20 protein-coding genes and 1 pseudogene are annotated in these 25612 nt (G+C 72.8%); 14 read left to right on the top strand and 7 right to left on the bottom strand.

Going from position 1 to position 25612, the window contains the following annotated elements; genetic code table 11:
- Positions 1-88: 88 nt before the first annotated feature.
- Together ACIQ9P_RS32290 and ACIQ9P_RS32285 are read right to left on the bottom strand one after the other, a co-directional pair.
- The gene (locus ACIQ9P_RS32290; RefSeq protein ID WP_402364198.1) at positions 89-370 is read right to left on the bottom strand and encodes a hypothetical protein; all 282 of its coding nucleotides are present in this window, start codon (positions 368-370) and stop codon (positions 89-91) included.
- Positions 371-435: 65 nt separating this feature from the next.
- Positions 436-894 (bottom strand): hypothetical protein, encoded by a 459-nt coding sequence (locus ACIQ9P_RS32285; protein WP_402364195.1) that lies wholly within the window; start codon positions 892-894, stop codon positions 436-438.
- Between the two features lie 577 nt (positions 895-1471).
- On the opposite strand from ACIQ9P_RS32285, the gene ACIQ9P_RS32280 reads away from it, so the two are divergent.
- The gene (locus tag ACIQ9P_RS32280) at positions 1472-1987 is read left to right on the top strand and encodes a hypothetical protein (RefSeq protein ID WP_402364192.1); all 516 of its coding nucleotides are present in this window, start codon (positions 1472-1474) and stop codon (positions 1985-1987) included.
- Between the two features lie 352 nt (positions 1988-2339).
- Here ACIQ9P_RS32280 and ACIQ9P_RS32275 read toward each other — a convergent pair whose 3' ends face one another.
- Positions 2340-3188 carry a hypothetical protein gene (locus ACIQ9P_RS32275; protein ID WP_402364189.1) on the bottom strand — a complete coding sequence of 283 codons (849 nt, stop codon included), beginning with the start codon at positions 3186-3188 and terminating at the stop codon, positions 2340-2342.
- 640 nt (positions 3189-3828) lie between these two features.
- Between ACIQ9P_RS32275 and ACIQ9P_RS32270 the strand changes: the two genes are divergently transcribed.
- The 5 genes from ACIQ9P_RS32270 to ACIQ9P_RS32250 all read left to right on the top strand — a co-directional run bounded on the left by ACIQ9P_RS32270 (position 3829) and on the right by ACIQ9P_RS32250 (position 10991).
- On the top strand, positions 3829-5184 hold the full coding sequence (locus ACIQ9P_RS32270; protein WP_402364186.1) for a DUF4157 domain-containing protein: 1356 nt from the start codon (positions 3829-3831) through the stop codon (positions 5182-5184).
- A 1438-nt stretch (positions 5185-6622) separates the two neighbouring features.
- On the top strand, positions 6623-7681 hold the full coding sequence (locus tag ACIQ9P_RS32265) for a hypothetical protein (RefSeq protein WP_402364183.1): 1059 nt from the start codon (positions 6623-6625) through the stop codon (positions 7679-7681).
- Positions 7662-9008: a cytochrome P450 gene (locus ACIQ9P_RS32260; RefSeq protein ID WP_402364180.1), complete on the top strand. Its 1347-nt coding sequence runs from the start codon at positions 7662-7664 to the stop codon at positions 9006-9008. The genes ACIQ9P_RS32265 and ACIQ9P_RS32260 overlap by 20 nt, the downstream gene beginning before the upstream one ends.
- A 38-nt stretch (positions 9009-9046) precedes the next feature.
- Positions 9047-9700: a hypothetical protein gene (locus tag ACIQ9P_RS32255; protein ID WP_402364177.1), complete on the top strand. Its 654-nt coding sequence runs from the start codon at positions 9047-9049 to the stop codon at positions 9698-9700.
- A 199-nt stretch (positions 9701-9899) separates the two neighbouring features.
- Complete coding sequence (locus ACIQ9P_RS32250) at positions 9900-10991, top strand: polyprenyl synthetase family protein (protein ID WP_402364174.1); 1092 nt, start codon at positions 9900-9902, stop codon at positions 10989-10991.
- Positions 10992-11359: 368 nt separating this feature from the next.
- Here the strand turns inward: ACIQ9P_RS32250 and ACIQ9P_RS32245 are convergent, their stop codons facing one another.
- Positions 11360-12031, bottom strand: a complete 672-nt coding sequence (locus ACIQ9P_RS32245; protein WP_402364171.1) for a response regulator — start codon at positions 12029-12031, stop codon at positions 11360-11362.
- Complete coding sequence (locus ACIQ9P_RS32240; RefSeq protein WP_402364168.1) at positions 12028-13275, bottom strand: sensor histidine kinase; 1248 nt, start codon at positions 13273-13275, stop codon at positions 12028-12030. The genes ACIQ9P_RS32245 and ACIQ9P_RS32240 overlap by 4 nt, the downstream gene beginning before the upstream one ends.
- Before the next feature lie 132 nt (positions 13276-13407).
- Between ACIQ9P_RS32240 and ACIQ9P_RS32235 the strand changes: the two genes are divergently transcribed.
- From ACIQ9P_RS32235 to ACIQ9P_RS32210, 6 genes and pseudogenes are all read left to right on the top strand, one after another.
- Positions 13408-14628, top strand: a complete 1221-nt coding sequence (locus ACIQ9P_RS32235) for an alpha/beta hydrolase family protein (protein ID WP_402364165.1) — start codon at positions 13408-13410, stop codon at positions 14626-14628.
- An 881-nt stretch (positions 14629-15509) separates the two neighbouring features.
- Positions 15510-16169: a response regulator gene (locus ACIQ9P_RS32230; RefSeq protein ID WP_402364162.1), complete on the top strand. Its 660-nt coding sequence runs from the start codon at positions 15510-15512 to the stop codon at positions 16167-16169.
- A gap of 53 nt (positions 16170-16222) precedes the next feature.
- Entirely contained in the window at positions 16223-17353 is a 1131-nt protein-coding gene (locus ACIQ9P_RS32225) for a sensor histidine kinase (RefSeq protein ID WP_402364159.1), read from the top strand.
- A gap of 408 nt (positions 17354-17761) precedes the next feature.
- Complete coding sequence (locus ACIQ9P_RS32220) at positions 17762-19129, top strand: hypothetical protein (RefSeq protein WP_402364156.1); 1368 nt, start codon at positions 17762-17764, stop codon at positions 19127-19129.
- A 243-nt stretch (positions 19130-19372) separates the two neighbouring features.
- Positions 19373-19699 (top strand): annotated as a pseudogene (locus tag ACIQ9P_RS32215) (CDP-alcohol phosphatidyltransferase family protein); the annotation flags it as partial.
- A 707-nt stretch (positions 19700-20406) separates the two neighbouring features.
- The gene (locus ACIQ9P_RS32210; protein WP_402364153.1) at positions 20407-20706 is read left to right on the top strand and encodes a helix-turn-helix transcriptional regulator; all 300 of its coding nucleotides are present in this window, start codon (positions 20407-20409) and stop codon (positions 20704-20706) included.
- A gap of 326 nt (positions 20707-21032) precedes the next feature.
- Here the strand turns inward: ACIQ9P_RS32210 and ACIQ9P_RS32205 are convergent, their stop codons facing one another.
- On the bottom strand, positions 21033-21854 hold the full coding sequence (locus ACIQ9P_RS32205) for an NAD(P)H-binding protein (RefSeq protein ID WP_402364150.1): 822 nt from the start codon (positions 21852-21854) through the stop codon (positions 21033-21035).
- Positions 21855-21952: 98 nt separating this feature from the next.
- On the opposite strand from ACIQ9P_RS32205, the gene ACIQ9P_RS32200 reads away from it, so the two are divergent.
- A complete protein-coding gene (locus tag ACIQ9P_RS32200) occupies positions 21953-22891 on the top strand; it encodes an AraC family transcriptional regulator (RefSeq protein ID WP_402364147.1) in 939 nt (312 codons plus the stop codon).
- 514 nt (positions 22892-23405) lie between these two features.
- Positions 23406-23903 carry a hypothetical protein gene (locus ACIQ9P_RS32195; protein WP_402364145.1) on the top strand — a complete coding sequence of 166 codons (498 nt, stop codon included), beginning with the start codon at positions 23406-23408 and terminating at the stop codon, positions 23901-23903.
- A gap of 580 nt (positions 23904-24483) precedes the next feature.
- Here the strand turns inward: ACIQ9P_RS32195 and ACIQ9P_RS32190 are convergent.
- Positions 24484-25431 carry an isopenicillin N synthase family dioxygenase gene (locus ACIQ9P_RS32190; protein WP_402364141.1) on the bottom strand — a complete coding sequence of 316 codons (948 nt, stop codon included), beginning with the start codon at positions 25429-25431 and terminating at the stop codon, positions 24484-24486.
- Positions 25432-25612: the final 181 nt, after the last annotated feature.

The following is a 25612-nucleotide window of genomic DNA, read 5'->3' as shown; positions in this document are numbered from 1 at the left end:
ACGGGAGCCGGCGGCTGCGACGTCCCGCACACGGGCGGCGGGGGGGGATGCTCCTGTAGACGTCAAGCCGCAGGAGAAAGTACGAAGCTCAGGCCACAGCGTTCAGGAGGGCCAGCGCGGTCCCGAAGGTCCACAGGACCAGCAGGCCCCACATGCCGGGAGAGGGGCGGGTGGAGCGGGTGACAGCGACGGTCATGCCCGCGAGCACCGCGAGCAGGGCGAGGCCCTGGAGGATCCAGGAGGTCGTCAGGTAGGCCACCGGCTGGTCTCCGTGGCGGGAGAGCAGCCTCAGGGCGAAGGCGGGGATCACCAGGAGGAAGCCGGTGTGGGCGATGAGGTCCTGGAGGGTCGAGGAGGGTCGTTCGGGCACGGTCACCGGGGGTCCTTGCGGTTGCGGTGGGGGTGGGCACCGCCGTGCCCACCCCCACCGGGCGGTCAGTTCGTCAGGGAGGCGAGGTAGTCGATGACCTCGCTCTGGGCGTAGCCTCCGGCGGCCCAGTAGGCCCCGCGGACCAGGATGTTCTGCTTGCCCATCCACCCGTCGAACGCACCCTTGCCCTCCTTGGCCTTGCCGATCGCCGACTTGAAGAGCTTCGGGGACTTCTTCAGCATCGAGACGATCTTCTTGGCGACGTCGCCCTTGCCCGAGTAGGTGGTGTACTCGGGGGCGGCGGTACCGGGGGCGGTCTCCTCCTGGAATTCCGCCGCGACGAGCCGGATCTGCGCGAGCTCGTTCGCGGTGAGCGTGACGGTCTCCGTGTCGGCGGTGGCCGCCGACGCCGTCGTCTGGAGGGTGTGCCGGGGCTGTGCGGCGGCGCTGGCGAGCGGCGCCGCGGCCGTCAGGGACGCGGTGACGGCGACGGCGACGGCGATGAGCCGGACGTGCTTGTGCATGGAGGGTGTGTTTCCTTTCACGACCGACCGGCGCGCTGAGCCCGGGTCCTTCCCGGGCTCCAGGCCCGTTGAGGGGTTCGACCGGCGGCGTGCACCAGCTTCGCGGGGGGAGCCGGGGAGCAACAGGTGGACGTCGGGGCCGGTGTACCGGTGGCCACCCACTGCTCAGGAGGCTGTGCGCCGGCGGCAGATCCGGTCGTGTTCCAGAACCGCGACCAGCGCGAATCCGGTGGCCCCGTCGAGGACGGCGCCACTGGTCAACGGACTGTCGAGACTCTCGGCGCGCTCCCACGCCCGATCAGCCCCTACCGGGAGCCGGTAAGCCCCGGACCGGGCCGGCGGCGTGTCGGTCACCGCGCCGCCGACACGGTGCGGGCCGGTCTGCAGCAGGCTGTGACCGAGCACCTCCGTCGGCCGGTCGGGCGTTGGCCGGGCAGGATCGCCCCGATCTGAGCCGATGGGCCTGGTTCGAATGATCGACAGACCGGGCGAACAGGGCTCGGGGCGCAGGGCACGAGCGGCTACGTGCCTCGGCCGTCGATCATGATCGTGACCAGGATTGACCTATGCTGAGCCGATGACCGACAACGGCGCACCCACGAGAAGCGCGGGCGCCGAAGAGCCTGGCGTCGACGCAAAGCTGCCCGCGACCGTGCGTATAGCCGGGGTGGTACTGGGCAGGACGGAGAGCCCTCCGTCGCTGGCCTGCTGGACCGGTTACCTCCCGGAGCAGACAGGCGCCGTCGGGATCGCGATGAGTCTGGTGATCGAGCCGGCCGCCCCACCGGAAGAGGCCACCCTCCAATTCGCTCACGACATCGTGACCCACTTCGATGTCCTCGTCGACCACGCTCTGGAGTACTGCCGCACCCGACTCCGGGAAGCGCACTTCGAACTCACCACCGAGGAACTGAGCTGGCTCGACCGTCCGGAATTGCCACTGGCAGTTCCTGAAGCAACCGTGTGGGCCGACGGAACCTGGGCGATCCGTTTCACGGAGAGCAGGCTCCGGCTGGCGGACCCCTACGGAATCCTCGTGACGTTCGACGGAAGGCAGCCTGTCGACGTCGAGGGCCTCGACGACGAGCAGTGAACCGCTCGACGCACCATCGGGCGCGTGTTCACGGGTGACGGTCGGGCCGGCTGTCCCAGCGGTGCGCCCACCACCACAGCACGCCGCGCGTCGAGGTGACCGCCACCGGCGTCCGGATCGCGGTGCGCGACCACGGTTCCGGTTCACCCGTTTCCCGGACGACCCCCTCGCCGACGGACCGCAGCGCTTGCGCACCGGGACCGCCGGACGCGGCCGGAGCCACGGACCGGGCCCCACCGGAACGCCCTGACCTCCGGGGGCGGGCCGTCGGTGGCGCACCGGGGCTCGGCAAGGGAAGCCGCCGTCGCCCCTGCGACGCGGGAACCGGCCGCAGGGGCGCAACCGCGAGGGACTACGGTCGCCAGACCACGGCCAGGTGGGACGCGTACATGGCGCTTCCGTGCAGCAGTTGGACTCCGGCGACGAGACCGGCGTCGTTGACGAACAGGGCGGCCGCGTACTGCTCGCCCCCGGCGAGCGGAAGCACGGTGGCCGTCCCGTCGGAACTCCAGCGCACCGCCTGCTGGTACTCGCGGGCGGGGATACCGCTCCAGGTGTATCCGACGACGACGGCGGCGGCGTTGATGCCGCTGGGAACAGTGCCCGATACGCCGGCGGGCGCCCCGAGCGTCCTGCGCGCACCACCGGGCCGCCAGAGGGCCGCGTCGCGCCGGGCGGTGTCCGGGTCGGCGGGCGGCACGGTGCCCGCGATGTGGCCCGAGGCGTTGAGCACCGTGGCACTGGTGCCCGCGCCCAGGTCCCGGCGGCTGTGGTCGGCGCCCCAGACCAGGGCGTGCCCGGCACCGGAGTCGGGATCCGCCGTCCCGCCACCGATCACGGTGCCCGCGTCGTTGAGCGCGACGGTCCTCCCGTAGTGGTCGCCGGGGAGCGGGTCGAGGACGGCGACGGTGTGGTCGTCGTCCCAGCGCACCGCGCGGGGGCCGTCACCGGGATTGCCGGAGGACACGCTCCCGATGACGACGCCGAGCCTGTTCACCCCGGTGGGGTCACCGAAGGGCGTGCCGGGCGGGGTGGGCAGCACGACGGCCACGGAAGGTGCCGTGCCGCGACCGACGGCGGCCGCGCTGGGTACGGCCGGCGCCGCGAAGGCGACGGCGGCCGTGGCGGTGGCCACCGCCACGGCGGCCCGTAACGCGTTGGCGGTGCGGAGGATCGCTCGGGCGGGTGCGGGTGTGCTCATGACGTTCGGTTCCTGTCTCGTCGACTGTGCGGATCGGCTGGACGGTGACTGAACGGGTCAACTGGCGCCGGCCCTCGTGAACTGCGCACGGTGCGGGAGCTGTTGACGCGACGTACGGCGACACCGGTCGGCCCTGATCGGGCCCGGCGCGGCTCCGGTCTCCGCCACTCCGGGGCGCACCCGCAGGCCGATCGGCAAGCTACTGCCGGGACGCAGACGCGGAGCGAGTGAGGTACCGGGCCGGGTCACCGACATGGATGACGTCGAACGGCCTGCCCTGGTGGGAGATAGTGCGCGGCAGTCAACTCGCCCACGGCAGAGGCTCGCACCGGTCGCCCGACCGATGCTGGCTCGGCCGCCCGGGCGGTCAGGTGCGCCCGACTGCCGCCCGCCCCTCGGCGGTCCCGTCATCCGGCGCGATACGCGAGGCGAGGCGGCTCGCCCCGGGCTGTCGTGCGGCGCTCGCGGAGGTCGAGTTCCTCAGGAGGAACCGGGACTGCCCTCACCGCCGGTCGACTCTGCCCTCGAATACCTGGCGTGCGCGGGGTCGCCCGGCATATCCAGGACAAGGACCTGCACGAGACGTACGCAGGACATGGGCAGCACGTACGGCTCCGATTCGCCGACGAAGGAAGCGCCAGTGCAGAACCACGCGAAGGCCAGGTCGAACGCCACCGAGGACGCCCGCACGACGGTCCGCAGGCCGGTCACCGCACCACCCGCACAGGCCGCCGGGCTCCTCGGGCTGCAGGCGACGGTGGGGAACGCGGTGGTCCTCCAGCGCCTGAAGCAGCAGCACCGGCACGGTGCGGGGTGCGGCCACGAAGCGGAAGAGACGCCGGTCCAGCGCTCGGCCGTCCACGACGTGGTGCGGGCCGGCGGCCGGCCACTGGACGGCGGCACACGCGCGGACATGGAGAGGCGGCTGGGCGCCGACTTCTCCGACGTCCGCATCCACGACGACCACGCGGCGAAGGCGTCGGCGGCCGAGGTGGGCGCCCGCGCGTACACCAGCGGGAACCACGTGGTGATCGGGGACGGCGGCGCCGACAAGCACACGCTCGCCCACGAACTCACCCACGTGATCCAGCAGCGCCAGGGCCCCGTGGCGGGTACGGACAACGGAGCGGGCCTGCGGGTCTCCGACCCCTCCGACCGCTTCGAGCGGGAGGCGGAGAGCAACGCGCGCCGCGCCATGAGCGGGGCGGCGCCGAGGACCGAGCAGCACGCACAACAGGCGGGCCGGGCCGGTCGGGGGGCGGCCCAGGAGGCGGTCCAGCGCTGGGCGACACAGGCCGACCCGAACCAGCAGGACATGACGGTCTCGGCGAACGGCGTCTTCGCCGTCCCGAACGCCGACGCCACCTCGATCTGGATCCGCGTCAGCGCGCCCGCGGGCTCCCACTCCCCGGCCCTGCGCCCGACAAGCACGGCGCAACAGGCCCTCTTCGGCGGCACGGAGCTCTACCAGGAACACGAGCTGGCGCGCAACATCCTGGACGACTGCCTCCACACGGCGGAGGAGATCATGCACAACGCCGTCGGAGAGCTGGCCGACGGCGCGAACAGCAACGTCCGTACGAGCGCCGGACTCAGGGCCTTCGGCATGTCGGACGAGCAGAACCGCGACCGCGCGGGCGACTTCCAGGGAGCGACGGACCGCAACGCCAGCCCGGTGGTGGGACAGTCCTACCTGATGCTCGCCATGAACCCCGGGGAGCGGATCATGTCGCAGTACCACGCCGCAGCGGTGGTGGGCATGGACGGCCAGGACACAGTGACGATGGAGGCGTTCGCCGGAAGCGGCCAGACCGCCGCGAACCCGATGACGTACACGATCGGCACGGTGGAGTCCTTCCACGACTACTGGACGGGCACGTACTACACCCCGCACTACCAGGGCGTCACCATGAAGACCGTGGTCCTCGTCAAGCGCGGCAGGGGCCGCCGGGTGGCAGCGGGCTCGGAACAGCCGGTCAACCCGAACATCGCCTAGGTCAGGAGACCGCCCGAACCCACGCCGTTTCGCCCGTCCCCGGACTCCTCCTGCCGACCACGACGTCCCTGTTGTCCCGTCCGGCGGCCGACCACCGCCACGCGGTTCACCGCAGCACCCGTACGCCACTCGTCGGCGGGCGCCGGGAGCATCCACCGCAGTACGGGAAGCACGGCCGAAGAGTTTCCGGCCGTGCTTCCCGCACAACGTCCGGCCGACCTACCAGATGCGCTTCGGGACCGCCGCGCTGTCGGGGAACAGGCCGCTCCTGACACCGTTCCACCTGGTCGTGATCGTCCACGCGGTGTTCCCCACGGGCGTCGGGAACACCGCCGGTGCCGAGGCCGACGGGGCCGGAGAACCGGCCGGGCGGCGCCGGCCGTCGAAGGTGCGGCCGCCGTCCATCGACGCGGTCTCCCACACGTATCCGCCGTTTCCGACGCAGGAGATCAGAACGCGCTGTCGGGTGGACTCTCGGCCGGCAGGGGTCGGCCGAAGTTCTCCAGGTTCCAGGCCCCAATGATCGCCAAGGCCACTCCCACTGCTCGTGGCCGACACCTATGCCGCCCCTCCAGTACTTGTGCCCCATGGACGGGAACGTGCCCGGCACCGCCGCGCTCTTCCACTCGGGGCAGGCGTCAGCAGCCTGCCCACCCCGGGCAGTCCTGCCCCCGCTCCCGTCCGGAACACGCTCGGAACCGGTCCCCGACCGGCTCCGCAGGCCGGATCAGGTGTCCGGAGCGGGGACAGCCGCGACCCACCACCACAGGCGCAGACCGCTCCACGCCCGACCGGGAGGGCCGGGCCCGTCAACGGAAGCGCTCGCCGCGATGCGGTGACCGTCGCACGACCACGGGTACCCGCCCCCGAGTGCACTCCTGGGCGGGCGGGCCGACACACACTCCGTGCCCTCGCTCCGGTGAACGACGCACACGCCAGCGCGCTCCGGTGACGGGGGCCTCCCTCTGTGGGACAGTTCCCCCGGGTCGGCACGAGCGGCGCCGCCCTCGTCGGGCCGGCCAGTGACCGGCCGCTCCCGGGTACCTCGCACCACCAGCCTGACGACGCCTCGAACCTCCGCCTGTGCCTGACCGCCGTGCGCGGTCGGCCGCACCGGTCCGGGCTCCTCGGCGCACGGGAGCCGGACTGCGGCCTTCTGGGTCGGCGCGGCCCGGCCCGCGCCGCCGCGCTCACCGGGCACAGCCAGCACCACTCACCCTGTTCCTCGTCCCGGGACAAGGAACAGCGGGACAGCGGGACCGAGCCACCGGTCGCGCCCCCGCACGGCCACCGCACCGGACGCCGACCGCTGCACACGGCTCACGTCACCGTCGCGGCCACCCACGCTAAGCCGCCTCGGTCCACCCCTGGAACGCCCCGCCGCGCCACCGTCCCCCCACCGACGGTGCCGCGTCCCCGCACAGCCGTTGGAACCGCCATGCCACACCAGGATCCGCGCCCCGCCGACGACGTCGCTCCCCTTCGGCCCGCCGCTCCCCCCGACCTCTACGGCCTTCCCTTTCCCGGCCGCACGAGCCCGCTCGCAGCAACCACCGCAGAGGCCAACGGCCGGTGGGCGGCAGCCGTCGGCCTGGTCCGCGCCGACCGGGCGTCATGGCTGGCCGACTGCGCACCGCACCTGGCCGCCGCCCGCATGTACCCGGACGCCCAGAGCCCCCCACTCGCGCTGATCACCGCGTACCTCACCTGGCTCTTCGTCCTCGACGACCGGCTCGACCACGACCCGGCCGACAGCACGGCGGGTTCGCGCAGCCTCGCCGACCTTGCCGCGCTCCTGCGCCACCCACCGTCGACCGCACCCCCCGAACCACTCCTCGGCGCCTTCGCCGACCTCCGGCGACGCACCCGCGCCCTCGTTCCGCGGACCCTCTCCGAGCGGCTCGACGCACACCTGCGCCAGACCCTCGACGCCTTCGCCACCGAAGCGGAGCACCGCCGCGAGGGCACGCCGCCCACCGAAGGCCAGTACATCGCCCTGCGCCGTCGGACCAGCTGCGCATGGATCTTCGCCGACCTCGCCGAACTCGCGCACGACACCGAGACCCTGCCCCTGCTCCACACCAGCGCCGAGTACCACGCCCAGGTCGCGTGCGCGGCGGACATCGCCGGCTGGGACAACGACCTCGTCTCCCTCGCCCGGGAGACGGCCCGCCACGAGAACGACAACCTCGTCACCGTCCTCGCCCGGAAGCGCGGTTGGGCCCCCGAACGTGCCGCCGAGGAGGTCGCCCGGCGCATCGGACAACGAGTGCGCGACTACCCGGCCACGGAGCGGCGCACCCTCGCACGCATCGCCGCTTCCGGCCTGCGCGGCCCCGAACGCACCCGGCACGAGGACGTGATCGTGTCCTTCCGCGACGTACTCGCCGGCGTCCTGGCCTGGAACCACGGCGACACCCTGCGCTTCACCGACCCCGCGGCCCCCACCACGCCCCACCGCCCGGGAGGAACACCCGATGCCGACCCACGTCCCTGACCACCCCCGCCCTCCCGGCCGCCTGCCCCTGCTGGGCGACGCGCTGTCGCTGCGCCGCGACCCCCTCGGATTCCTGGAGTCCCTGCGCGGACTGGCCGACCTCGCCGAACTGCGCATCGGCCCCCAACGCGTCTACCTGCCCACCACGGCCGCACTCACCAGGTCCGTCCTGACGGAACAGGCCCGCCACTTCCACAAGGGCGCCCAGTTCGAGAAGTTGCGCCCGGTCATCGGCGACGGTCTGGCCTCGGCGGAGGGCCGCGCCCACCGGCGCCAGCGGGCCCTGGTCCAGCCCGCCTTCCACCGCTCCCGCTTCCCCGCCTACCTGCGGGTCGCCGCGCGGACGACCGCCGACCGCGTGGACTCCTGGCAGGACGGCCGGACGCTGGAGATGGACCGCCAGATGTACCGCCTCGCGGCCTCGATCGGCACCCGGATCCTCTACCACAGCCACCTCGACGACGGATCGGAAGCCGTCATCGACGACGCCGGACTGACCGTCGTCCGCGGCATCGGAAAACGGGTGACCGCACCGTTCGGCCTCGCGGAGCGGCTGCCGACCCCCACCAACCGGCGCTACCGCGCGGCGGTGGCGAGCCTGCACCAGGTCGTCTCGCACATCGTCGAGGCCCGCCGCGACGACGGACACGACCACCACGACCTGCTGTCCGTGCTCCTGCACTCCCAGGACCGCGCGACCGGGGACCGGCTGACCGACCAGCAGGTCCACGACGAGGTGATCACCATGCTCGGCGGCGCCACCGAATCCACCGCGGTCAGCCTCTCCTGGACCCTGTACGAACTCGCCCGCCACCCCGATGTCGAGCTCCGCGTCCTGGAGGAACTCGACACCGCCCTCGGAGCGCGCGACATCACGGTCGACGACCTCGACGCCCTTCCTCTCCTGCGCCGGGTCGTCGACGAGACCTTGCGCCTGGAGGGACCGGCGTGGATGCTCACCCGCCGGGTCGCCGGGACGGTCGAGGTCGGCGGCCGCACCCTGCCCGCGGGCACCGCCCTCTGGTACTCCCCCTACCTCCTCCACCACGACCCGGCCGCCTACCCGGACCCGCACCGCTTCGACCCCGACCGCTGGCTGACCACCCCCGCGGGAGCCACCGGCGACGCGATGTTCATCCCGTTCGGCGCCGGAATCCGCGCCTGCGTCGGGGAGAGCCTCGCCCGCGCCGAACTCCTCGTCGTCCTGGCGACCCTCCTCCAGCGGTGGCGCTTCCACCTCGTCCCCGGCGCGCGGGTGCGCAAGGTCGCCGGCTTCGTCCTGAGCCCCAGCAGTCTGCCGATGACGGTGACCCGCCGTCCCCGGTGAGGCCGGCGCACGCTCCCCACCCCCGGAAGGGCACACCCGTGTTCCACGTCTTCTTCGTCGCCGGCGGCGCGGCCTGGATCATCACCTACGCGCTCATGATCCGTCTCGGCTTCCGCCAGCAGACCTACTGCATGCCGCTCGTGGCGCTCTGCGCCAACATCTCCTGGGAGTTCGTCTACTCCTTCGTCACCCCGTACCCGGGGCTCCTGCGCATCGCGATCGCCGCCTGGTTCACGCTCGACGTCGTGCTGCTGTACCAGCTCCTGCGCTTCGGCCCGGCCGAGTTCCCCCACCTCCCGCGACCGGTCTTCCACGCCATGGTCCTTCTCACCCTGGCCATCGCCTTCCCGACCGTCCTGACCGTCAACTCCTTCTTCCAGGACCCGTGGGGCGTCTACTCGGCCTACGCGATGATGTTCCTCATGGACGGGCTGTTCCTCGCCATGCTCATCGCCCGCCGCTCCGCCCGTGGACAGACCGTCCCGATCACCGTCGTCAGGGTCCTGGGCACCGCCTCGATCACCCTCGCCTTCACCCGCTGGACCCCCGACTTCCCCAACGCGCACACCCACCTGCTGACCTGGCTCTACATCGGCACCACCGTGCTCGACCTGGTCTGCCTCGGCGCGGTGGCCCGCACCGCCGCCCGGACCACCCCGGAACACCCCGCACCCACCGGATCGCAAGCCTGAACCACGCGGACCGCAGGGAGCCGACGGCGCAGTGCCCCCGAACACGGGGCACCGTCCACGAACCACACCGGCACCGCCTTGCCGACGGGGACGGCCGCCCCCGCCACCGCAGAACCCCGCACGGCCGACGCACGGCCGCACCACAACGGCACGGGCCGCCCGGGCTGCGCCCACGCACACCGATCGGAAGCCTCCGGCCATGACCAGCACCCCCGACGACTGCACAGCGGCCTTGGACCTCCCCGGCATCCGAGAGGCCGTCGAACAGTGCCTCCACGAGTTCCTGACCGCCAAGGAACAAACAGCGACCCGGCGCCGGCTCCCCCCGACGGCCGCCCGCAGCCTGCGCTCCTTCCTCGACTCCGGCGGCAAGAGGCTGCGCCCGCTGCTCTGCGCCATCGGCTGGTACGCGGCCGGCTCCCCCGGCCCCCTGCCCGAGGCCGTCGTGCGCACCGCGAGCGCGCTGGAGTTCTTCCACGCCTTCGCACTCATCCACGACGACGTCATGGACCGCTCCGAGACCCGCCGCGGCCGCCCGACCGTCCACCGCGCGTTCGCCCGGCAGTACGCCGACCGGACCCCCGACGCCGCGGCGGAGCACCTCGGTACCGGCGCGGCCATCCTCGTCGGGGACCTCGCCCTGTGCTGGTCCGACGAACTCCTCCACTCCGCCGACATCCCCGCCGACCGCCTCCGGGCGGTCCGGCGCCTGAGCGACCTGATGCGCGAGGAGGCCATGTACGGCCAGTACCTCGACCTCCTGGCCCCCACCACCCCCGCCCACGACATCCGCGTCCCGCTCACCGTCATCCGCTACAAGACCGCCAAGTACACCTGCGAACGCCCCCTGCACATCGGCGCCGCCCTCGCCGGCGCCGACCCACCGGTCCTCCGCGCCTGCACCGCCTATGCCCTCCCCCTCGGGGAGGCGTTCCAACTGCGTGACGACCTCCTCGGCGTCTTCGGCAACCCCGACCGCACCGGCAAGTCCCGCCTGGACGACCTGCGCGAAGGCAAACGCACCGTGCTGATGACCCTCGCCCATCAACGCGCGAACCCCGCACAGCTGAAGACCCTGCACGAACTCGTCGGCCGCCCCGGTCTCACCGACCACGACGCCGACCGCATCCGGACCGTCATCCTCGAAACAGGCGCACACGACGAAGCCGAACGCATGATCCGCCACCGCCACGACCGGGCCCAACGCGCCCTGGACCGTGCCCCGTTCCCGCCCGACGTGGTCCATGCCCTGCGCCACGTCGCCCGGCGCGCCACCCATCGGGACCTGTGACCGCCCGGGGTCCAGCATTCTTCGTTCCAGGGCGGCAGCCCCGCAGGCTCCACCGGGCCGGCCGGGACCGGAACCCGTGCCGCCGTTCTCCGACATCGCAGCGGGCGGACTGCACCCAGTTCGAACCGGTGCCGGAGAAGACCGGCAGCCGGGCCGCCCGCCCACGCAAGGGCCCACGCGGCGGACGGCCACCGGCCTTCGACGAGGGGCGCTACAAGAAGCGGAACACCGTCGAACGGGCGATCAACAAGCTCAAGCACGCCGGAGCAGTCGCCACCGGATACGACAAACGCGGCTACGTCTGCCTCGGCACCGTCACCGCAGCCGCCCCCGTCATCCGGCTCCGCACACGATCGACCGGACAAGTCCTAGCGGGACAGGCCCGCGTGGTGGGCGAGGATGGCGAGGCGGACGCGGTCGCGGGCGGCGAGCTTGTGGAGCAGGCGGCCGATGTGGGTCTTAACGGTTCCCTCGGTGATGTGCAGGCGGGCGGCGATCTCCGGGTTGGTGAGGCCGTCGCCGACCAGGGCGAGAACTTCGCGCTCGCGGGCGGTGAGGGCGGCAACGGCCGCGCGGGCCCGGGTGCGTGCCGGGTCCTCGGGGCCGCCGGGCAGTACACCGGCGAGCATTCCGGCGATCAGCCGGCGGGTGACGCTGGGCGCGAGCGCGGCCTCACCGGCGGCCACCGCCCTGGTGGCGGCGAGGAGTTCGGCCGGCTCGGCGTCCTTGAGCAGAAAACCGCCGGCCCCGGCACGCAGCGCGCCACGCACGTACTCGTCGAGTTCGAAGGTGGTGAGGATCAGTACCCGGCTGCCGGACGGTCCAGCGGTGATCCGCCGGGTGGCCTCGATACCGTCCAGGCCGGGCATCCGGATGTCCATCAGGACCACGTCCGGCCGCTCCCGGTGAGCGAGGTCGACGGCCTGGACGCCGTCGGCCGCTTCGCCCGCTACCGCGAAACCGGGGGCCAGACGCAGGATCCCGGCGAACCCGGCACGCACCAGGGCCTGATCGTCGGCCACCACCACGCGGATCGTCACGGCCCGACCACGGCCGCGGCGTCCAGCGGCAGGCCCGCCGTGACACGGAACCCGCCGGCCGGTGTCGGTCCGGCGACGCACCATCCGCCGTACGGGGCCACCCGCTCGCGCATCCCAGCCAGGCCGGTGCCGCCCGGCGACGTCGCAGCGCGGGTACGGCCGTCGGTGGGGCCGCCGTCCGTGACTTCCAGCCACAGCCCGCCGTCCCGGTACTCCACCTCGACCTGGGCCGCAGCCGCGCCAGAGTGGCGAACCACGTTGGCGAGCGCCTCCTGCACGATCCGGTAGCCGGACAGGCCCACGCCGGGCGGCAGTTCGCGCTCCCGGCCGTGGATCCGTACCTGCACCGCGACGCCCGCCGCGCCGGTCCGCTCCGCCAGCCGCGCCAGCTCCACCGCCGTCAGGCCGGGCGCGGGCGGCGGCTCGCCCGGCTCGGCGTCCTCACGCAGCACGGCCAGCAGCACCCGGGTCTCGCGCAGTGCCTCCGCACTCACCGTCCGGATCGCGGCGAGCGCGTCCCCGGCCGGCCCGTCCTGCTGCCCGGCCCGCTCCAGCGCGTACCGCCCGAAGCCCGCCTGAACGCTCACCACGCCCAGGCTATGTGCCACCACGTCGTGCAACTCCCTTGCCAGCCGAAGTCGTTCGTCCGAAGCCGCGGCGCGCTCCAGGGCCGCCGCCCGGGCGGCCAGCGCGGCGGTGTGCGCACGGTGGCGGCGGACCGCGTGCCCTGCCGCCCAGCCGAGCGCCTGCCCGAGCACGGCGAGCAGGACGTTGGCGGCTACCTCGGCGGGTGCCACCAGGGTGACCATCCAGCCGGCGACGGCCGCGCCCAGCGCCGACCGGGCGGTCCGCCGGTTCCGGACCGCCGCCGTGTACCCGAGCAGCACCCCCACCAGCACCGCCCAGAACCCGACGACCAGCCCGATCGCAGGCTGCCGGCAGCCGACCGCAGTGGCCGCCCAGGCGAACAGCGCGAGCCCGCAGGCCCCGGCCGGCTCCCGCCGCCGGACGGCCAGCGCCATGCCCAGCACCACGGTGGTGAGCAGCGCGACGGCCACGACGGCGGGGCTGTCCGGCGGCGGGTTGCCGCGCCCGTGCGGGTCGAAGTGCCGGGCAGCTTCGAGCACCCGCGCGGCGGTCACGGCCGTACCGGCCAACGCGGCGAGCGGGTCCGTCCACACCCGGTGCGCGGGCGCCAGCCGCTTGGTCCACGGGACGGGCACCACCCGCTTCTCGTTCTGCACCCGGCCAGGCTAGCCACGGCCCGGCGGGCCGGCATCCGACCACGGTCGTATGCCCCTGGCGGGGCGCGCCGGGAGACGCCCGGCACCAGAGTGGGGACGGCTGACCGACCCGTCCCTCGGAGGAACTCCCACATGCCGAACCCCCGTTCCCGTCCCGCCGCCGCCGCGCTCGCCGCGCTGCTGGCCACCGGCGCGCTCGCCGGAACCTTGACCGTGCCCTCGGCCGCCGCCGTCGCCGTCGCGGCCACCGCTCCGATCACGCTCACCCTGCCCGCGCCGACCGGCCCGCAGCCCGTCGGCACGACCACCCTCCACCTGGTCGACCCGCAGCGCCCCGACCGCTGGGCGCCCACCCCGCGTCCGCGCGAGCTGATGGCGCAGCTCTGGTACCCGGCCGCCGCCCATGGCACCCCCGCCCGCCGGCTCGCGCCGTGGACGGGGGCAGCCGAACGGGCCCACCTGGAGTCCGACTACCTCGGCGTCGCCCCCGGCCGGCTCTCCTGGCCCGCCACACACGCACGCCAGGACGCGCCGGTCGACCGCACCACACGCCACCCGGTGGTCCTCTACTCCCCCGGCTCGCGCGCCGACCGCTCCTTCGCCACCCTCGCCGCCGAGGACCTCGCCTCCCGGGGCTATCTGGTCGGTGTCCTGGACCACACCTTCGACGCCGGTGAAGTCGCCTTTCCGGACGGCCGGCTGGAGGTCCGCAACAAGCCGGCCGTGTTCGCCATGACGGACGAGGAGATCGTCGCCTACCGCACCGCCGACATCCGGTTCCTCCTCGACCGGCTCACCGACCTCGCCGCCGGCACCAACCCCGACGCCGAGCAACGGCCCCTCCCACCGGGCCTCGGCGCGGCCCTCGACCTCACCGCCGTCGGGGTGGCCGGCCACTCGATGGGCGGCGCCACCGCCGTCCAGATCCTGCATGACGACCCCCGCGTGCTGGCCGGTGCCTCCCTGGACGGCCCGGTCTTCGGCACCGTCGCCGCCGACGGCCTGGACCGCCCGCTGCTGCTGTTCGGCGCCGCGGACGACCGGCCGGTCCGCGACGCCATGTGGGACGCGCTCTGGCCGCGCCTCACCTCCTGGCGGCGGCAGCTCCTCCTGGACGGCTCGGGACACGGGAGCTTCGCCGACCTGGAGGTGCTGCTGAGCGCCGCCCGGCCGGTCCTGGGCTGGCCCGCCGAGGAGGTCGACCACCTCCTCGGCACGATCGACCCGGCCCGCGCCGTCGCCGCGCAGCGCGCCTACCTAGCGGCCTTCTTCGACCTCCACCTGCGTCACCGTCCGACGCCCCTGTTCAGCATGCCGTCCCCCACCCACCCGGAGGTGAACCTGATCCGCTGACGCCGGCACCGGGCGGAGGAGGAGGGGCGCCGGACGGGGGCTCCGTCCCGCCCACGGCAAGAGCATCCTTGTGCTCACCATCCTGCGGGCCTGCTCCTCCGCCACTTCCTGCCACCGTGACCTACGGCCTCGACGTGGGCCGCAACGAGATCGCCATGCGCCTGCTCTCGACGGGAGCCGTGTCCCGCTCACCCATGGAACGCCGGCCACTTGCCCTGCTGGCCGCCAGGTGCGGGGAGCACAAGGACGCCGGTGGCCGCACCGGGGGCGTCTGCGCAGGTGCGCGCGGCAGGGCCCGTTGCTGTGGGCATTGTCGGCGGCCATGCTGTCGGGCTTCTTGCGGGGCCTGCCCGGGCCGGTCCGCGGGACGCGGATCTTCTCCGGCACCGGTTCGAACTGGGTGCAGTCCGCCCGCTGCCCGGCGGTGACGACAAGGGACAGCGGGCGGCAGCGGCCGTCCGCGCTCAGGTGGACCTTGGCTGCAGCCGATCTTCGAGGCCGACTTCGAGCCGGTCTCCTATGGCTTCCGACCCGAGCGGCGGGCCCAGGACCCTTTGCTGAGGTCCGCCTCCACGCCACCTCCACGTGCCTCGGACGTGCCTCCTCCTGGAGGCGTTTCCCGGTCCCTGATCCCGTGAGCACCCGGCTTCCTCCGGGCCGGACTCCCCGCGCCCCAAGGGGGAACGGCTTCTCCGGACGTCCACAAGCCCCCTCCGGGGTGCAAGGTGCCGCCCTTCTGCTCCCGGCTTCCACGGTGCTTCGCACGCATTTCGGCCGGTTACCTTGGTTCCGGTCGCCGCCGGGTGCGCGGCGGCCGCGGACGAACAGACGTGGCACGGTGGACCGGCCCGACGATCAGGACCAGAGGGCGGGAACCGAGAATGATCCGGGTAGTGGTGGTCGACGACGAGGCGCTCGTCCGTTCCGGCTTCAGCCTGATCCTCAACGTCGCCGAGGACATCGAAGTGGTCGCCGCGGTGCCCGGCGGACAGGCACTGGCGGCCGTCACGGAACACGCCCCCGACCTGGTCCTGCTGGACGTACGGATGCCCGACGTCGACGGACTGGCGCTCCTGGAGCAGCTGCTGGCACTGCCCGCACCGCCCGTGGCGGCCATGCTCACCACCTTCGACTCCGACGAGTACATCGCGCAGGCCCTGGGCTCGGGCGCTTCGGGCTACATCCTCAAGGACACCGACCCGGACGACCTCACCCCCCTCGTCAGGTCACTGATCGGAGGTGCCGTGGTACTGGACCGGAGGATCGCCCCCGTCGTGGTCGGCGGGTACCTCAGCCGCCATCGCGACCCGGAATTCGACCCCGCGCGCGGCACCGCGCTGAACCGTCGCGAACGCGACGTCCTGACGCTCCTGGCCCAGGGGCTGACCAACGCCGAGATCGGACGGCACATGCACCTGAGCACCGGCACCGTCAAGGATCACGTCAGCTCGTTGCTCGCCAAGCTCGCCGTCGACAACCGCGTCCAGGCCGCCCTGTGGGCCCAGCGCGCCGGACTGCTCGTCGATGGCGTGGTCAAGTGAATCCCCTCGGTCCGGGGACGGCGCGCGTCCGGCCGACAATGCCCAGGTGGGCGGTGGATGCCCTACTGGTGGCGATCGCCCTGGCGACCACGTGGATACACGCCCTGGGCATTACCCACCATCGTCTCGATCCGCACCTGTCGTTCGCGACACTGGACCACACGCGCCTGGTAGCGGGCTCGGCAGCCGCGCTCCTGCTGCTCCTGCGCCGGCGCTTCCCGGTCCCGGTGTTCGCCCTCTCCCTCGTCTACGTGGCCGTGGCGGACCACCACGACGCGCCGGCAGTGCTGGTGGCACTGTCGACCGTCGCCGAGGGGTCGCTGCGCCGGGGTGTGGCGGGCGCGCTGCTGTACCTGGCGGTGGTCGCGTCCTACCAGTGCTGGGCACTCCCCCATAAGGTTCCGCACCACTACGTCGTCGGACCGGAGTACCTCTGGCTGGTGCCCCCTCCGGCCATGGCGGCCTTCGCTGCCGTCGCCGTGGGCCAACTGCTCGCGATTCGCGCGGGCCTCACCCGGAGTGTGGCCGACCTGCACGAGGCCCAGGCACACCGCCGCGAACTGCACGCCCAGGCTGTCCTGGGGCGGGAGAGGGCGCAGCTGGCACGGGAGATGCACGACGTGGTGTCGCACCAGGTCAGTCTGATCGCCGTGCGTGCCGGCGCCCTGCAGGTCGGTGCGGACAACGCCGACACCGAGGAGGCGGCCCGAACGATCCGGAAGCTGAGCGTCACCACCCTCGACGAGCTGCGGCACATGGTCACCCTGCTGAGGGCATCGGGCAGCCGGGACACCGAGATCACCCCCCAGCCCACCGCGGAACAGCTCGCGGAGCTGGTGGCGGGAAGCGGTCTCGACGCCAGGCTGGTGGGCGAGGTGCCCGCCGACGCCAGCGCCACGGTGCAACGCACCGTCTACCGGATCGTCCAGGAGGCCCTCACCAACGTCCGCAAGCACGCCCCCGGCGCGAGCGCCGTGGTCGAGATCCACCGGTCCGGCTTGGGCCTGGAGGTGAGTGTGGTGAACACCGCACCGACCCGACCGAGCCTCCAACTGCCCAGCTCCCGGCACGGTCTGATCGGGCTGCGGGAGCGTGCCGAGAACCTCGACGGCTCCCTGACCAGCGGCCCCGCGCCCGACGGCGGCTACCGCGTGCACGCCGCCCTGCCCGACTACCGGAAGTGACCGGGCACGCCGGCGCCGTCCGGTGTCGGGCGTCCGCCGTCCGGCGGAGAGCCACCGACGGGAGGCCAGCAGTTCCACCGCCGATCGGCGGATCGTGCTCCGCCACGGGGCCACAGTTGCCCCGAGCGACCCTTGCCGCAGCCGAGGAACACCCGGCCGACGGTAAAATTCGGCGGTAGAGGCACAGTGGTCGACTCCATCGACGAAGCCGGCGCACCCCCAACAGGGAGACGGGTCGCACGCCGGGCGGAGGACCGTTCGCTCTGCTCTCCCCGCACCGGCAGCCCGTGGGCTGCCCGGGCAGGGGCCTCGCGTACTGATACAGGTGAAGCGGCGTGTCCAGGATCCCCGCCGACGTGCGGTGGCCCTCCGGTGCTCCTGTTCCCGACGACCCTCCAGGTTGTACAGATGACTCATCCACTCGCTCGACTCAGGGCAACGGCAGGTCTGTCCCATCCCGACTACGCGCGGCTGGTCGCCCAGACCCACAGCGAGCTCGGCTTCGGGCACATGGCCGCCAGGAGGGAGAAGGTGTCGCGCTGGGAATCGGGCCGTACCGTACCCGAGCACACCGCCCAGCTCGCCATCGCCCACATCCACGGCATCGAGCCGAGCGAGGTGTACCGGCTCGGCTGGCCCGTCTGGCTGCGCATCGCCACCGGGGACGCCGACTGGCTGGAAACACCGTACACAAATGAAGGCACCGTCGAGACTGTCCACAACGCCCTCGGTCTGCCCGAAGCCCACGCCAGTCCGACTCTCGTCGTGGGCGGCCCGGCGCTCGCCCGCCAGCTGCGGGCCGTCCGGGCACGCCTGGCCCGCCCGCAACCGTGGCCCGGCCGCGACGGCCCCGGGCTCCCCGACGACTACCTGGACTGGGCGGAGAACCGGACGAAGGCCCTCGAACAACAGGAGAACGGCACTCTCGTGCCGGCCGCGGCACTGTACACGGCGGCGCACGCCGAGTTCCGGCTGATCGTCCACCTGCTGACCAGGACCGGATACGACCACCCGACCGGCCAACGCCTCCTGCGGCTCGCCACCCGGACCTCCATCGCCTGCGGCTGGCTCAGCAGCTCGCTCGGCGAGGAAACCCGAGCGGAACGGCACAACCTCACCGCACTGCGCACAGCCGCCGCGGCAGCGGACCCGGAGTACGTCTCGGCCGCACTGGCTCAACTGTCCATGCGCCATCTCATCGCCGGCGATCCTACGGACGCCATGGCCCTCGTTCGCGCCGCCCTGGCCACGCACCCCCGGCCGTCACCCCACACGACAGCCTCCCTGTACATCAAGGAGGCCCTCGCCCGTGCGCAGCTCGGTCGGCCCGACGACACCGCGCGGACCATGGACCTGGCCGCCGACACACGCACGGCCCCCAGCGAGCACGACGAAGCCGGCACTCCCTTCGGCATCAACGTCGACGACCATTTCCTGGCCGGCGCGCGGGCCAATGCCTGGCTCAGCCTCGGCCAACCCCACCGGGCCAGAAGCTACTTCGACACCCTCGCGAGCTCTCTCGCCGATCCCCGCCCCGAACCTCCCTCGCCCCTCGCCGCCCGTCGGCTTCTCCGCGCGGTCGACACCTACCTCGCGCTGAACGAGATCGACCTCGCCTGCTGGGCCGTCCACCGGGCCATCGCCGTAGGCGGAGAGCTCTCCCCGGGCCTGACCACCGCGTACCGCAACCGCCTGAACCCCTACCGGCACGAACCCCTCGTCCGTAGCGCGCTCGACCACCTGAGCGACTACGCCCCCGACCACCCCCATGTCTGAGTGTTCGCCCACGGGCGAGGCACCCCCGGAAGCACGGTCCGACACGGCTTGCCGTGGGACCGGGGCGGCTACTGTCGGTGGACGTCGCGCGCGGAACCCGCGCGGGCCGGCGCGGGAGTGGCGTGGGCCGAGGTGTCGGCGGACCACCGGAAACAGTGGCTCCCAGGGCGTCCGCCCACGGCACATGGGCGATGCCGGGTCGTGTGAACTGTCCACGTCCGGAATCGCTGGACCTGATCACACGTGCCACAACCGAGAACGGGGCCGAGACGCCCTCGGGCAGGAGAACAGGCAGCTCGGATCCTGACGGTTCCCAATGTGCTGAGCATGCTGCGGCTCGCGGGTGTTCCCGTCTTCCTCTGACTCGCCCTGCTCCCCTTGCTGGGGCGCGACGGGCGCGACAACAAGGATCTGTTGGCCGTTCTGGTCCCTGCCCTCAGCGGAATCACCGACTGTCCGGACGGCTGCCTCGCACGAAAGGTCGACCAGGTGAGCGATCTCGGCCGGATCCTGGACCCGGCCGCGGACCGTCTCTGCACCGCGGCAACGCTGGTGGCACTGACCCTGCGCGCCAGGGCGGCGAGGCGGCGAGGCGGCGACGCTTCGCCGAGGTCCTCGGCCGCGACTCCTGGCTCGGGAACGCGCATCGGCCGGTTCGCTCGCCCAGCGCGGCACGTGGGGGTCCGTTTCCGGGCCGGACGGGTGAGCGGGGATTGCGGGCGACAGGAAGGAGCCATCGTCCTGACAACAGTCCTTCCCTCCGTCCGTGGACGGCCCGCGACAGGAACTTCTACCGTTCCGCAGCCAACCGATCCGCGCCGTCCCGACAACAGGACCACCGGCAGACGCGGCGCCAGGTCCACCCCGTACGTCCAAACCCACCGGACCGGGCCCCGGCAGGCCCCTCAGCTCGAAGAACCAGCGCCCTGCCACCCCCTTCGACGTAGGAAGAAGCCGTCCGGCACCCCGAGAACACCACCGAACGGGACCGGAGCAGACCATGAAGCACAAACCGAGCGGGGCCGGCGAGCCTCTTCGCCCGGGCGGACACGGAGACCACCGCACGGCGGGAAAGACCCGCCGCCTGGCGGGTGGGATCCCCCCGCCCGAACGCGGTTCCGGCGCCCACCGCCTGCCTACGATGACGTACCGATACACGACAACCGCAGGACGAATCCTGCTGTCGTGGCCGCTTCGCTCCCACAGCACCCGGCTTTCCCCCGTCCGCCCGGAATGCGCGGACGGGCGGACGCCCCGATGAACGGACCACCGAACCGATGAGCCGACCCCGGCCTTCGACACCCACCACCTGCCTGTGCGAACAGCCCACGCCGACGGCACGGCCGGCACCGCGCGACCTGTCCGCGCTCACCGAACGGGAGACCTCCGTCCTTCTGCTCCTGGCGTCCGGACTGGGCAACGTCTCCATCGCGCTCCGCCTGGGCATCACCGAACGCACCGTCAAGAAGCACGTCTCCAGCCTCTTCGGCAAGCTCGGTGTGCGTTCCCGCCTGGAGGCCGCCCTGGTCGCGGTCCTGGACCACGATCGGATCTGCCGACGGGGCACACCCTCCTGACGGACGGGGTGACCGTGCGTACACCGGCTCCGACGTCGACCTGCTGCTCCGCCGGCTCCCCGCCGAGGCCGCTGCACGCCACCGGCCGGCCCCACAGCGACCCACACATCCGGGCAAACCCCGCTCCTGGGCTCCCGGTGGGTGCTGCTCCGGCAACACCCACCGGCTCTTCGACCCGGGCCGACACCGTGTCGATCCTGCCTCCGGGGTGCTCCCTCCCCGAAGGCAGGATCGACGGCGACGGTGCGCACCGGGCCGACGGAACCGGCCGGCCGACACGAAGCCGTGGAACCGACCGCCACGCGTGGTCGCGGCCCCGGACGGCCTCAGTCCCAGAGACCCGCGGCCGCTGCCCCGGTGGCGAAGGACTCGAAGGAGCGGGCCGGGCGGCCGAGGGCCTGTTCGACGCCGTCGGAGATGTCGGCGCCGTGGCCGTCGCGGATGTTCACCAGCAGGCCGGTGAGCACCGCGGCGACGTCGAAGGGTGTGCCGTGGGCGACCAGTTGGGCGGTGAATGCCTCGGGGGTGACGTCGAGGTGGCGCACGGTGCGGCCCGTGGCGGCGGTGATCACGTCGGCCGCCTCGCCGAGGCTGATCGCCCGGGGGCCGGTCAGCCGGTACGTGCGGCCGCCGTGGCCGTCCTCGGTGAGGGCGGCCACGGCGACGTCGGCGATGTCCTCGGCGTCGACAAAAGGAACCCGGCCGTCGCCGGTGGGCAGGGCGAGCGTCCCGGAGCGCACGCCCTCCCGCCAGAAGGACTCGGTGAAGTTCTGGGCGAACCACTCGGGCTGCAGGACGGTCCAGTCGACGCCGCTCCCGCGCACCGCCGCTTCGGCGGCCCTGAGCGGGTGACTGTCGCCGGCCAGGTCGACGCCGTGGGCGGAGAGCAGTACCAGGCGCTTGACGCCCGCGGCGACGGCCTCCGCGACCAGGTGCGGGGTGCGGGACTGCCCGCCGGGCTCCAGGAGGTAGGCGGCGGTAACGCCGTCGAGCGCGGGCGCCCAGGTCGTGGGATCGTCCAGGTCGAGGCGGACGTCAGCGCCGGTACGGGCGGCGGTACGGACCGGCAGGCCCCGGTCGGTCAGGCGGCGGGCGATGCGGCGGCCGGTGGTGCCGGTCCCGCCGAGAACGAGGATGTTGTTCGTCATGCCCTCCAGGCAACCCCGGCGGAGCCGGATGTTCCATGGGTGATCGTCGACGATCCCTTTGTCATCGTCCAGCCCTGCCATCGTCTAGCGTGGTCCGCATGGACGTGCTGAGCGATCTGCTGCACCGGGCCCGCGCGAACAGCGCACTGGTCCGGCAGATGATCCAGCGCCCGCCGTGGTCGATGGCCTTCGCGGAGAACCCCGCGCTCACCGTCGTGACCGCACTCGGCGGTGCCGCGTGGATCCGGCTCGACGACGACCCGCGGGCCACCCCGGTACGGCTTGCCGCCGGAGACATCGCCCTGATCAGCGGCACCCACCGCTACACCGTCGCCGACGCCCCGGACACTCCGCCGCAGGTGGTGATCCGCGGCGGAAGCGCACCCGTCTTCGAGGCCGTCGGCCCGTGCCGGCAGAGCCTGGCCCCCCGGACCTACGGCGACGGCCTGCCCGGCGCCACGGTCCTGCTCCGCGGCGCCTACGACCTGCGCGGCGACGTCGGCGAACGCCTGCTCGCCATGCTCCCGCCCCTGGCCGTCGTCCCCGCCGGACCCCGCACCAGCGGCGCGCTGGACCTGCTCGCCACCGAGACAGCCCTCGACGAACCCGGCCAGGACGCCGTCCTGAACCGGCTGCTGGACCTCGTCCTGGTCCTCGCCCTGCGCGCCTGGTGCGCCCGCCCCAACGCCGAACCCCCTTCCTGGCAGACCGCATTGACCACACCGGCGGTCGGCGACGCGCTGCGCCTGCTGCACGAGGACCCGGCCCGCCGCTGGACCGTCGCCGAACTGGCCGCACAGGTCGGCCAGTCCCGGGCCACCTTCGCCGCGCACTTCACCGCCGCCGTGGGCGAGCCCCCGCTCACCTACTTGACCACCTGGCGGATGGTCCTGGCGGCGGACCTGCTCCGCGACACCGACGACACCGTCGCCGCCGTCGCCCACGCGGTCGGCTACGCGGACGCCTTCGCGTTCAGCGTCGCCTTCAAACGGGCCCGCGGACACAGCCCCTCCGACTGGCGACGGCTCGACGGCTGAGCGCTTCGGCAGCCTCCGAGCCACCTCCGCCGGACGATGGGGGCCGACCCGCCGAACGGCGGGGTTACAGACAGCCGGCCAGCGGGTCGAAAGCCGCCCCGTGGCGGATCAGAATCAGCCGACAGAGGGCTGGCCGACGTCGTGCCACGAGATGGAGAATGGCATCGCCCCACAGTATTCGGACGCCACAAGTAGCCCTGGATACCTGTCCGGAATTCTCGGCAGGAGCGAAACTCTGCGCAGCACCGGGATCCTCTGGGCGGCAGTTGTCGCGATTGTCGAGGGAAGTACGGGTGCGGTCGCTCCGGCGGCGGCCTCGGTTCAACCGGCTACCTTCTTCGTCAAGGACGGACTGGACGCCAGGAACCGCATACGGTCCGCGAGTCAGGTCGGCGCGGACCACACCGTCACGCGCGAACTCAGCTCCAGCACTGCGGGACACGCGCCCACGAGCCGCTGGGCAGGCAGGGTCCCGGATTTGCGGCCGAAGGCACGAGCGAAGAGGGATGAGCGAATGATCGTCGTCAATGATCCGCGTCACGGGCGGGTGGAGATTCTTTCCGACAGTCGGCGCGGAGTGGTCCATGTCAGCTCGCCCTCATTGCCGGGTGCGAGCGTGAAGCGCCGTGACGGGGCCATCGCCGAGGACTGTTCGCCGATCGGAACTCGCAACCGGCGGAATTTGCTGTTGTCGGTGGGAGAAGTTTCGGGAACGACAGCCCCGGGCATGGGATTCGCCACTCGCAGATCGTTCCGAGTGGACGTCGAATACCAGGGTCGCTCGTACCGGCTCGTACCCGTGTCAGGGATCCGTAGCCGTTTCGACCGCGAAGGGATCGAGCTAGGGACTTTCGACCGGAACCCGTCCGGGGCGATCGGCGTCGACTGGCTGCCGGAGGCACGTGTCGCACCGCAGGAGGCCGCACTCGGATACTCCCTGGTGGGCGCATTCGGCGTAGGAGCGCCCGGTGCGCTCAAGTCACTGGTCAAGCATGGGGGATCACCCGTCTAGCAGTCGTCCCGCTCATCCTCTGACCGCCTCGTACTCAGATCGCTGTCCCGAGTACGAGCCGGATCGATCCCGAGTGATCGACGGCCTTCCGTGCCCGGTGCCCTCCCCGCACTACGGCCGCGGACGCGGGTCCTCGGGGGATCGGGGTCCTCCCCGGCGGCGTGCACCGGGAGCCTGACGAGCACCCGCGCACCCGCCCCCCGGTCACGGGTCCCTGGTGTGTCGCTGGCGCAGCCACCTGCGGCACCGGACGGGGACAGGAAATTCTTCGGCACCCTCGGGGGTGGGCATACACCATTCCGGGCCTCGCGGCCGCAAGATTTCCTGTCATCCGGGGGACGCGCCCCTCCCGGGGCCGGGAGCGCCAGGGGGCCGGGGGCGAGGGCATCGTGCCGCAGGGGTGTGTGCGTCGGTCGTCGCCGGTGTCGTGCTCCGGCCGGGAAGTTCCCGAAGGCGTGGCGGACCCTTGTTCTCCGCCGCGGTGCGCGCCGACAGCCACGACACGGCTCCCCCCCGGGCCGGGATCGGGCGGACCGGGCGGAGCGGGCGTTGGGAACGAGGGGGAGGAAGGAGGAGGCCGTCAGTGGAGAATGGCGCGCATCCTGTCGGCCAGATAGTCACCGGCGCGTATCGCGCCGTAGGACCTTCGCCCGAGCGGCGCCGGCAGCGAGGTGATCTCGGTGTCGGGCGCACACCCGTGGAAGTACACCAGCGAGGTGAGTTCCTCCTGCGGCGCCCCGCAGGGCGGGGGCAGCACGCGGTGGCGCCCGGAGCGCCAGCGGTCCCCGCTCCAACGGGCCATCAGGTCGCCGATGTTCACGGTAACCGCACCCGCCTTGAAAGGGGCGTCCCGCCAGCCCGCCACTTCGTCGTGGACCTGGAGGCCGCCCCTGCCGGGCTCCCGGTCCAGGAGGGTGACGAGGCCGAAGTCGGTGTGCGGTCCGACGCGGAACTGACCCGGTGCTGGCGCACCGGTCTCCTCGGCCGCCGGATACCAGTTGATGGTGAAGTCCCAGTGCGGGCGCGCCGTGTGACGGGTGAAGAAGTCGGCCGGGCGGCCCAGGGCCGTCGCCATGACGGCGAGGAGCGTGTCGGCCAGAGTGCGCATCCGGGCGGTGTACGCCGTCACGAGCGGGTGCAGGACAGGCACTTCCCCGGGCCACCGGCCGGGGGTCTGCTGCCGACCGCCGGGGCGCACGGAGGAGTCGACGGCGCACGACCAGACCTCCAGCAGATCCGGCGGGCCGGGGGTGCCCTCGGACCTGGCGGTCGTCACCCGGTCCCGGCCGATCCAGCCGCGCCGGTCCTGGTCGTAGCGCCTCTTGACGGGCTGGGGCAGGTGGAAGAACTCGTTCGCCGCGGCGCGTAGCCTGCCCGGGAGTTCCGTTTCGATGCCGTGTCCGGTCACCAGGAGGAAGCCGCTGGACTGCAGGGAGCGGTCGACCCGGGCGGCGAGCCGCTCCCGGTCCGCACGATGGCCGCGCGTCCAGCGGCCGAGGTCGATGAGGGGAATCGGGGCGGTGTCCACGGGTGGATCCTCCTTGAGGTCGGCGGACGGAGCAGGACGGTCGGCGGGGCCGGGGGCGGCAGGCGGGAGCACGGCGGTCGATCAGTGGAAGCGGGGCGGTCGATCAGTGGGAGCGCGACCTCGTCGCACTCGCCCACCACCGCCGTCACCCGCCGGACGGACAACGACCCGCTCACCATCC

Origin of the sequence: Kitasatospora sp. NPDC094019 (assembly GCF_044764505.1) — a bacterium.
Classification (GTDB): domain Bacteria; phylum Actinomycetota; class Actinomycetes; order Streptomycetales; family Streptomycetaceae; genus Kitasatospora.
Note: the sequence above shows the minus strand (reverse complement) of the source record. Positions and strands in the feature narration are given on the sequence as shown.

What these genes read in the sequence shown, in the direction of transcription:
- ACIQ9P_RS32275 (WP_402364189.1), bottom strand. Translation starts at nt 3,188, where the DNA reads ATGAGCACACCCGCACCCGCCCGAGCGATCCTCCGCACCGCCAACGCG.
- ACIQ9P_RS32285 (WP_402364195.1), bottom strand. Translation starts at nt 894, where the DNA reads ATGCACAAGCACGTCCGGCTCATCGCCGTCGCCGTCGCCGTCACCGCG.
- ACIQ9P_RS32230 (WP_402364162.1), top strand. Translation starts at nt 15,510, where the DNA reads ATGATCCGGGTAGTGGTGGTCGACGACGAGGCGCTCGTCCGTTCCGGC.
- ACIQ9P_RS32205 (WP_402364150.1), bottom strand. Translation starts at nt 21,854, where the DNA reads ATGACGAACAACATCCTCGTTCTCGGCGGGACCGGCACCACCGGCCGC.
- ACIQ9P_RS32220 (WP_402364156.1), top strand. Translation starts at nt 17,762, where the DNA reads ATGACTCATCCACTCGCTCGACTCAGGGCAACGGCAGGTCTGTCCCAT.
- ACIQ9P_RS32210 (WP_402364153.1), top strand. Translation starts at nt 20,407, where the DNA reads ATGAGCCGACCCCGGCCTTCGACACCCACCACCTGCCTGTGCGAACAG.
- ACIQ9P_RS32265 (WP_402364183.1), top strand. Translation starts at nt 6,623, where the DNA reads ATGCCACACCAGGATCCGCGCCCCGCCGACGACGTCGCTCCCCTTCGG.
- ACIQ9P_RS32250 (WP_402364174.1), top strand. Translation starts at nt 9,900, where the DNA reads ATGACCAGCACCCCCGACGACTGCACAGCGGCCTTGGACCTCCCCGGC.
- ACIQ9P_RS32200 (WP_402364147.1), top strand. Translation starts at nt 21,953, where the DNA reads ATGGACGTGCTGAGCGATCTGCTGCACCGGGCCCGCGCGAACAGCGCA.
- ACIQ9P_RS32195 (WP_402364145.1), top strand. Translation starts at nt 23,406, where the DNA reads ATGATCGTCGTCAATGATCCGCGTCACGGGCGGGTGGAGATTCTTTCC.
- ACIQ9P_RS32280 (WP_402364192.1), top strand. Translation starts at nt 1,472, where the DNA reads ATGACCGACAACGGCGCACCCACGAGAAGCGCGGGCGCCGAAGAGCCT.
- ACIQ9P_RS32260 (WP_402364180.1), top strand. Translation starts at nt 7,662, where the DNA reads ATGCCGACCCACGTCCCTGACCACCCCCGCCCTCCCGGCCGCCTGCCC.
- ACIQ9P_RS32235 (WP_402364165.1), top strand. Translation starts at nt 13,408, where the DNA reads ATGCCGAACCCCCGTTCCCGTCCCGCCGCCGCCGCGCTCGCCGCGCTG.